At 70.0% G+C, this 3,956-nt stretch carries 4 protein-coding genes; 2 read left to right on the forward strand and 2 right to left on the reverse strand.

All coding sequences use genetic code 11. From position 1 onward, the window contains the following. Together K206_RS39245 and cyoA are read right to left on the reverse strand one after the other, a co-directional pair. Nucleotides 1–526 (reverse strand): cbb3-type cytochrome c oxidase subunit I (locus K206_RS39245; protein WP_043367079.1); only part of this gene is annotated, 526 nt, incomplete at its 3' end. A 3-nt stretch (nt 527–529) separates the two neighbouring features. Continuing rightward, nucleotides 530–1,591: a ubiquinol oxidase subunit II gene (gene cyoA / locus K206_RS0125275; RefSeq protein WP_155888215.1), complete on the reverse strand. Its 1,062-nt coding sequence runs from the start codon at nt 1,589–1,591 to the stop codon at nt 530–532. A 205-nt stretch (nt 1,592–1,796) separates the two neighbouring features. On the opposite strand from cyoA, the gene K206_RS0125280 reads away from it, so the two are divergent. After that, entirely contained in the window at nt 1,797–3,212 is a 1,416-nt protein-coding gene (locus K206_RS0125280) for a PLP-dependent aminotransferase family protein (protein ID WP_029044067.1), read from the forward strand. A gap of 225 nt (nt 3,213–3,437) precedes the next feature. Beyond that, nucleotides 3,438–3,956 (forward strand): hypothetical protein (locus K206_RS39250; protein ID WP_043367080.1); only part of this gene is annotated, 519 nt, incomplete at its 3' end.

Below are 3,956 nucleotides of genomic sequence, written 5' to 3' on the forward strand. Positions count from 1 at the left end.
GCGGCGGGTAGGCGACCCAGCCGGTGGCGGCGAAGTCGCCGACGAACATCGACAGCATCACCAGCACCGCGCCCGCCACCGCCAGCCAGAAGCTCAGCGAGTTGACGAACGGGTAGGCCACGTCGCGCGCGCCGATCTGCAGCGGCACGATCACGTTCATCAGGCCGAGGATGAACGGCGTGGCCACGAAGAAGATCATGATCACGCCGTGCGCGGTGAAGATCTGGTCGTAGTGGTGCGGCGGCAGGTAGCCGGCCGCGTCGCCGTAGGCCAGGGCCTGCTGCGCGCGCATCATGATGGCGTCGGCGAAGCCGCGCAGCAGCATCACCAGCGCCATGATGATGTACATCACGCCGATCTTCTTGTGGTCCACCGAGGTGAACCACTCGGTCCACAGGTACTTCCACTTGCCGAAGTAGGTGATCGCGCCGAGCAGCGCGGCGCCGCCCAGCAGGACGACCGCCAGCGTGCCCATGATGATCGGCTCATGGTACGGGACGGCGTCGAGGGTGAGTTTTCCAAACATGGCTTATAGCTCCGTGGCCGTGGCGCCGGAGCGCGGAATCGAGACTTGCGAAAGGTCCCGGGAGGCGGGCGCGGCGGCGGGCGTGGCAACTGTCACGGCGGCGGGCGCGGCGGCGGCCTCCAGCGTGACCGGGCTGTTCGCGCGGCAGATCGCGTCGCCGCCCTTCATGTACTTGTTCACCACGCCGGCGAACAGCGCCGGCGCCACGCTCGAATACAGCGTGGCCGGGTCCTTGCTGCTGGGGCGCTCGAGCATGCGGAAGGCCTTCTCGTCGAGCGGTCGGGCGGACTGCTTCGCCTCGGCGATCCAGCGCTCGAAGTCAGCGCGCGAGGTGGCGAAGGTCTTGAAGTGCATGTCGGAGAAGCCCTGCCCGCTGAACGCGGCGGACTGGCCGAGATACACGCCCGGCGTGTCGGCGATCAGGTGCAGGCGCGTCTGCATGCCCGCCATCGCGTAGACCTGGCTGCCCAGCTGCGGGATGAAGAAGGAGTTCATCATCGACTCGGCCGTGATCCGGAAGTTGACCGGCGTGTCCACGGGGATCGTCAGCTGGTTGAGCGAGGCCACGCCGTACTGCGGATAGATGAACAGCCATTTCCAGTTCAGCGCGACCACCTCCACTTCCACCGGCTCGGCGGCCGACTCGATGGGCCGGTACGGGTCGAGCTTGTGCGTGGTGTCCCAGATCAGGATGCCGAGGAAGATCACGATCACGCACGGGATGGTCCACACCACCACCTCGATGGCGGTGGAGTGCGCCCACTTCGGCGCGTAGGTCGCGCGCGTGTTGGAAGCGCGGTAGCGCCAGGCGAAATACAGCGTGAGGACGATGACCGGAATCACCACCATCAGCATCAGCGCGAGCGAGATGACGATGAGCGATTTTTCCTGGTGCCCGATGGCGCCCTTCGGGGAGAAGAGTTCCATCGAGCAGCCGTTGAGCAGCAGCGCCGCTGCGGCTCCGCAGGCCAGCGCGGAGCCCGGCAGCTTGCCGGCCCACGCCTTTGCCCGGGCATGTAGGGGGCGCCGGATCGCCATGGCTGGCCCGGCCGTCGATTTGCGCATATCTGAATCACCTTAGTTATGCATCACATAACCTATGCACTTGTCGGGACGGAATGCCACGGCACGCGGAATACATGGGGCGAGGGCTTGCTGCGAGCGACGGCCGCCACGAAGGCGGGAGGGCATACAAAACGGCTCAATGTATGGCTTAATGCGATGCGGTGCCGGATCTTAAGGTAAGACAAAAGCCATACAACGAGGGTTTATGCCTAGAAAATCCACCCCACGAGAGCCAGCCACGGAAACCGCCGCGCGGCCGGCGTGGCTACCCGATTTCCGCCCCGGCAAGGGCGCGCGCTACCTGCAGGTGGTGGCCGCGATGGAGCAGGCCGTGGCCGACGGCGGGCTCAATCCGGGCGACCGCCTGCCGCCCCAGCGCCAGCTCGCCGAGCTGCTCGGCGTGGACCTCACCACCGTGACCCGCGCGCTGGCCGAAGCCAAGCGCCGCCACCTGGTGGAGGCGCGCGGCGCGCTCGGCACCTTCGTCGCCGCGCCCACGGTGGAACTGGCGCAGATGGTGGACCTCAGCATGAACGTGCCGCCGCCACCCGAGGGGCTCGACTTCGACGACCTGCTGCGGCGCGGCATGTCGCAGGTGCTGATGCGCACCGACGCCAACCTGCTGATGACCTACCAGCTGGGCGGCGGCAGCAGCCCCGACAAGGCCGCCGGCGCGCTGTGGCTGGCGCCGATGCTGGGCGAGGTGGCGCCCGCGCGGCTGGTCGCCTGTCCCGGCGCGCAGGCCGCGCTGGCCGCGCTGATCCTCGCGCTCACGCCGCCCGGCGGCACCATCGTCACCGAGCCGCTGTGCTACCCGGGCCTGCGGCTGGCCGCCGAGCAGCTCGGCCGCGCGGTGGCGAGCGTCGCCGCGGACGACCAAGGCATGCGCCCCGACGCGCTGGAAGCGGCCTGCCGCGAGCACGGCGCGCGCGTGGCCTACCTCAACCCGACCTCGCAGAACCCCAACGCCCGCACCATGCCGGCGCAGCGCCGCCGCGACATCGCGCGCGTGGCCGAGCAGCGCGGCATCGCCATCATCGAGGACGACCCGTACTGGCTGCTGACGCCGCACGCGCCGCCGCCGCTGGCGCACTACTCGCCCGCGCACGTCTATTACATCGCCACGCTGTCCAAATGCCTGAGCCCGGGCCTGCGCACCGCCTACCTCGTCACGCCGCCGGCCGCCGACCAGGACGCGGTGCTGGCCGCGCTGCGCTCGTTCGCGCTGATGTCCACGCCGCTGTCCACCGCGCTGGCCACGCAATGGGTGCACGACGGCACGGCCCTTGCGCTGCTGGGCGACATCCGCGCCGAATGCGCCGCGCGCCTGGCGCTCGCGCGCGGCATGCTGGGCAGCCTCGGCCACCCGCCTTCGGCCGGCATCCACATGTGGCACCTGTTGCCGAGCTACTGGACCTCGCGCGAGCTGACCCAGGCCGCGCACGCCGAAGACCTGCGCGTGACCGCCTCCGACGCCTTCCACGCCGGGCCCAACCCGCCCAACGCGATCCGCATCTCGCTGGGCGGCGTCAAGGAGCGCGCGCGCCTGGCGCTGGCGCTGAAGAAGCTGGCCGACCTGCTCGCGCGCATGCCGCGCCAGCACCGCGAGATCGTGGTGTAGCCGCGCGCCGGGGGCGACAGCGAGGTACTGCGGGAATACCGCGGGACTATTGCGGGAGCGCCGCGCAGATGCGGCGGCTTGCGCTGATCCGGTCATATTCGCCGGATCTGATTCTTTCCGCGCGCGCGGCGCGGCCGTAAAGTCCGCCTGTCCAGACCTCCCCCCGAACGGCATTTCTCCCCCGGCAATACCTTGCCCTGGGGGACGGGATGTCTCGTCCTCGCGATGTACCAACTCTTCGTATCGAAAGGATGCCCGGCCTGCGCCACGCTCGCGCTGTTCATGCAGGACGCCGGCATCGCGCACACCGTCCATGAACTGGCCTCGCCGCGCCACGCGGCCGAAGTGCTGCCGCTGCTCTCCGACGCCGACCCGCGCTGCCCCGCGCTCGCCATCGACGACGAAGGCGCCACCGGGCTGGCCGATTGCCTGCGCCTGCTCGCCGCGCGCCATCCGACGCTGGGCAGCTTCGAGCGCGCGCGGTTGTCGGACGCGCAGCGCGACCTCGTGGACGGCGTGCTCAGCGGCCGCATGCTGATGGCGCGCACCCGCCAGTCGTTCTCGGCGGCGCTGCTGGCGCTGGCCGACGCCATGCGCGACTGGAGCGCGGGCGTGTCGCAGTCGCGCCATCACCTCGGCCTGGCCGTGCCTTACTTCGACCTCGGCATGGCCGGCCGGCTCGCCTCGGGCACGATCCGGGTGTGGGAAGCGGCGGGCCTGCAGGACGCCGCGCGGCAAGCCGCG

The sequence above is a fragment of the Cupriavidus sp. WS genome (genome assembly GCF_000395345.1).
Lineage (GTDB): Bacteria > Pseudomonadota > Gammaproteobacteria > Burkholderiales > Burkholderiaceae > Cupriavidus > Cupriavidus basilensis_B.

Coding starts and splice junctions, on each gene's coding strand:
- cyoA (WP_155888215.1), bottom strand. CDS start 1,591: ATGCGCAAATCGACGGCCGGGCCAGCCATGGCGATCCGGCGCCCCCTA.
- K206_RS0125280 (WP_029044067.1), top strand. CDS start 1,797: ATGCCTAGAAAATCCACCCCACGAGAGCCAGCCACGGAAACCGCCGCG.